Annotated in this window: 1 protein-coding gene; it reads right to left on the reverse strand. The window is 59.7% G+C overall.

Going from position 1 to position 5,154, the window contains the following annotated elements; genetic code table 11:
- A partial coding sequence (locus DQX05_RS29805) for a non-ribosomal peptide synthetase (RefSeq protein ID WP_220483316.1) occupies positions 1-5,104 on the reverse strand: 5,104 nt, incomplete at its 3' end.
- Positions 5,105-5,154: the final 50 nt, after the last annotated feature.

Below are 5,154 nucleotides of genomic sequence, written 5' to 3' on the forward strand. Positions count from 1 at the left end.
GGAATAAGCCCAGCTTCACGAGCGGCCCTGTCTCTAAGCAGATGCCGGCCTGCAGTTCGCGGGCCTTCGCTTCGACTAACCTGCTCCATTCCTGCTCTTGATGGAAGTCGAATACTTCCAAGCCGTAACATTCCCCTTCATCCACAGCACGGTTCCAAGCGGCATAACTGCCATCCGCTGTAGGCGTGAACACCATTCGCAGCGCGTCATGGTGTTCTGTAATCCCCTTCATCGTCAGGTGCAGCGCCTCCACCTCAAACCGGCTCTCCCGGTACAGCATCACGGCTTGGTTGAAATGATGCGCATCGGCCAGATCCCGCTCGGCAAACCAGTGCTGAATCGGCGTAAGCTGCACCGCTCCTTGAATCTCTCCCTGTTCCGCAATGCGGCTCACCGGGGGGATATGATCGCTGAGCTGGGCTGCGGCCGGATACCGGAACAGCTCCTTCATGTCCAGCTTATAACCGGCCTGCATGAGCCGGGACATGGCTTGAATCGCCTTGATCGAGTCGCCTCCCAATTCGAAGAAGCTATCATGGATGCCGATACGCGGCACCCCGAGCACCTGCTGCCATACCGTCACCAGCGCTTGCTCCACCGCCGTGCGAGGGGCGGCATATGGCGCATGGGCCATGGCTGCATCCGGCTTCGGCAGCGCTTTGAGATCGATTTTACCGTTGGCCGTCAGCGGCAATTGCTCCAGCCTCACGAAGAAGGAAGGAACCATATACGCCGGCAGCGTTGTGGACAGCAAGCTGCGCAGCTCAGAAGGCTCCAGCTCGCCGCCGACAACATAGGCGCACAGCTGCATGCTTCCCGAAGCATCCGGCAGCGCGGCCACGACGGCCTCGCTTACCTGCGCCGACCGCAGCAGTTCGGCTTCGATCTCGCCCGGTTCGATCCGATGGCCACGGATCTTGACTTGTCCGTCCATCCGGCCCATATACTCGAGATTGCCGTCCGGCAGCCAGCGCGCCAAGTCCCCTGTCAGGTAGATACGCTCGCCGGGCGCAAACGGACTGGCAGCGAACCGCTCCGCCGTCAGCTCCGGCTGATTGAGGTATCCGCGGGCCAATCCCGGCCCGCTGATGCACAGCTCGCCCGGTACGCCGATCGGCTGCAGTTGTCCATTCGCATCCAGCACATACATTTTCGTCTGGCCAATCGCTCTGCCGAGCATATGAGACTGCCGTGGATCGCTGACCAGCAAGGCGGCTGTCACGACGCTGTTTTCAGTCGGCCCATACTCACTGACAAACTCAATGTGGTTATATACAAGCATCTTTTCAATCAACGCCGCGCTGATCTTCTCCCCGCCGGTGACCACGCTCTGTACAGTGGCCAGCTGTTCCGGCTCGATCATGTCGAGCAGTGCCGCGAGCAGACCGGTTGTGAATTGCGCATGGGTAATCTTTTGCTCGGCAAGCGTCCTGATAATGGCTGCCGGATCGCTTAAGTCTTCATCATGCAGCATCACGACGGTCGCCCCAGCAACGAGGGGACCAAAAAAGTGCGTGATGGACGCGTCGAACACGAACGGGCTGGCATGCAGCACCCGGCCTCCGTCGAAGTCGTAGGTTTCTGCCTTCCACCGAAGCGTATGAACGATGCTTCCATGCTCCATCATGACGCCTTTCGGCTGACCGGAAGTTCCAGAGGTATAGATTACATACGCTAAATTGTTTGGATTCGCAGACCTTTCCAGGTTTTCCGGCGATTCCAACTCGATTCGTCCATCATCCAAGCCCAGCATCGGACAAGAAGCCGCCTCCTGTTCCGTTCCGGACAGCAGCAGAGTTGCGCCGCTGTTCTCCAGCAGGAACCGCACGCGATCGGCCGGATCCTGCGGCGATATCGGCAGATAGGCTGCACCGGCCTTCAACACGGCAAGCAGCGCGATAGCCATATTCACGGAGCGTTCGAGCTGCACGGCAACAAGGCTTTCGGGCCCTGCCCCATAACGGCGCACGACTCGGGCCAGCCGGTTCGCACGTTCGTTCAGTTCCCGGTACGTCAGGGCATCTTCGCCACATGCAACGGCCAACTTCTCCGGCGTTTTTGCCGCCTGCTCCTCGAACATCGCGTGCAGCGTCATGTCCATGCCCCGCGGCAGCTCGACGGCTGTTCCATTGAACTGCCCCAACTCACAGAACTGTCTCAGCTCATGGAACTGTCTCAGCTCATGGAACTGTGTCAACAATTGTTCCTGTTCCGCAGCCGTCAGGAAGCTGACGCTTCCCAGTGTCGCTTGCGGGTTCGAGGTAATCTGGCGCAGAAGCTCCGCAAAGTGACCGGCCCATCGTTCGATCGTGGATCGCTCGAACAACATGGCGGCGTATTCCCACGAGCAGCGCAGGCCGTTCTCTTGTCCGCTCACCGACAGCGTCAGATCGAACTTGGCCACATTGGATTCGAACGGATACGAAGTGAGCTGAAGCCCAGGGAGCTCAAGCTCTGCCTGATCCATGTTTTGCAGCACGAGCATCGCATCGAAGAGCGGATTGCGGCTCGTGTCACGCTGCCGAACTACCCGTTCCACCAGTTCCTCGAACGGATAGTCCCCATGCTCGAAGGCATCGAGCGATGCCTGCTTCACTTCCTGCAGATAGGTCGCGAAGCTCTTCTCTCCGGACGGGTGCGTCCGCAGTGCCAAGGTGTTCACGAACATACCCAGCATGCCTTCCACATCTGCATGCGGCCGTCCCGCTACCGGCGAACCGACAATGACTTCTTCTTGTCCGCCAAGGCGCGCCAGCAGCATGCTGTAGGCGGCAAGCAGGACCATGTACACCGTTGCTCCGCTCGTGCGGGCCAGCTCGTGCACGGCAGACGCAAGATCATCATCCAGCTCAACGTCCACCCGGCCGCCCTCGAAGCTGCGTACGGCCGGACGCGGATGATCGGCCGGCAGGCTCAGCACCGGCAATTCGCCGCCGGCGAACTGTTCCACCCAGTACGTTTCCAACTGCTCGTACGCTTGGCTATCGGCGTAGTGCTCCTGCTGCCAGACCGCATAATCTTTGTACTGAAGCTTCAACGGCTCTAACGCTTCACCCGCGTACAGTCTCGTAAATTCGTCTACCAAAATGCTGATCGACGTGCCGTCTGAAATAATATGGTGCATATCGAACAGCAGCATGTGACTCGTTTCTTCGAAGCGAACGACGGTTGCACGCAGCAGCGGCGCCTCGCCTAGGCCAAACGGACGGAGGAATGCCCGGATGCGCCCCTCGACCTCCTCTTCCTCAGCCTCCTCATAGGAGACAGAGAAGGCCCACTCGTCCTGAACCCGCTGCACCGGCTCGCCATCCACGATGGCAAACGAAGTGCGCAGCGATTCATGGCGGGCGATAAGCGCCTGCAGCGCCGCTTCCAGCCGTGTCTGATCCAGTTCTCCTTCAAGCCGCAGCGCCACCGGCATGTTGTAGCTTAGTTCGGCTCCCTCTAACTGCTGCAGAACATACAGCCGTTTTTGGGCCGAGGATAGCGGATAATGCGTCCGTTCGCCTGCCGGGGCCAACGCTTGATACACCGTGCTGCCGTCCGCAGCATTCAGTGCAGCCGCCAGCCCTTCGACCGTCGGCGAGAGGAACAGCTGTCTTAGCGGCAGCTCTATTTCCAGCGCCTGGTGAATCTTCGATACGAGCGTCATCGCCTTCAAGGAATGTCCGCCAAGCTCGAAGAAGTTGTCGTGAATGCCTACGCGCTCAACGCCCAGCACCTCCTGCCACAACTGCGCCAGCTTCTCCTCAACATCGGTTCGCGGCGCTGTATATTCCGCTGCCGCTCCGCTTCCCGCGCTTCCCGCCGGCTTCGGCAGTGCCCGGCGATCCACCTTGCCGTTCGGCGTCAGCGGAAGCTCCTCCAGCTGCACGAAATGCGACGGGATCATGTATGACGGCAGCGATTCGGCCAAGGCGGCGCGCAGCTTGGCTGCCTCAAGCGGATGCCCGCCCGTTACATAAGCGCACAATTCTTGCGCATTCTCTTTAGTCTCTTTCGCTTCTACCACAGTTACGACGGCTTCGCTTACGCCCGGAATGCGCAGCAGCCTGGCTTCGATTTCGCCCAATTCAATCCGGTAACCCCGGATCTTCACTTGATGATCGATCCGTCCCAGATGCTCCAGCCGGCCGTCAGGCAGCCAGCGTGCCAAATCGCCGGTTCGATACAATCGTTCCCCGGAAACAAACGGGCTGTCCACAAATTTCTCGCCCGTCAACTCCGGACGCGCCCAATATCCGCGGGCGACTCCCGCACCGCCGATGCACAGCTCTCCTGCCACGCCGATCGGCTGCGGCTGCAGCGCCTCGTTCAGCACATACGCCTGCGTGTTCGCCATCGGACGTCCGATGCTGATTCGTTCCTCCCCTTCTAAGCGGTCGAACGTGGACCACACGGTCGTTTCCGTCGGCCCGTACATGTTGTACACCGCCGCATCCGTATGTTCCCTTAGCTGCTCATACAAGGTGGAAGGGAAGGCTTCCCCGCCGACCAGCAGCGTCTTGATGCTCCGTATCTGCGCCGCGCTCCGTGCATCGCCGAGCAGCAGCATGAGACGCGATGGCGTCATTTGCATCATCTGCACCGGGTGCTGAGCGAGCAGTTCCGCCAGCACGGCCGCATCCTGCTGCGCTTCCTCGCTTGCGAGGACGACCTGCATGCCGCAGCTCAGCGGTACCCAGCTCTCTGCGGCAAAGATGTCGAAGGACACCGTCGTGATGCACAGCATCGAATCATGCGCCCCGAACGGAAGCTCACGAATCATTCCCGAGATGAAATTCACCACGTTCCGGTGCTCCACGACGACCCCTTTCGGCGTGCCGGTCGTTCCGGAGGTGTAGATGACATATGCGCTGCCGGTTGGTTTTATTTCTACCCCAACGGGTGCAGATGAGTACTCGGCTAGTTCCTTGGCGAAGGAGAACGAAATCCTTTCCCCACCGAGGCTTATCTTGATGCCTTCATTCTCTCCTGCCTGCTCGACTTGCTCCGTCCGCCCGACAAGCTCTTCCGTCAACGCATCATCCAGGCACAGTACATTCCGCAGCGATGTCTCATGCAGACCTGTCACCATCCCAAGCTGCGCCGAATCCGTCAGCATTACTTGCATCCCGGAATCCCGGAGCATCGCCTCCATGCGTTCCTTAGGTA

Origin of the sequence: Paenibacillus thiaminolyticus (assembly GCF_003591545.1) — a bacterium.
Classification (GTDB): Bacteria; Bacillota; Bacilli; order Paenibacillales; family Paenibacillaceae; genus Paenibacillus_B; species Paenibacillus_B thiaminolyticus_A.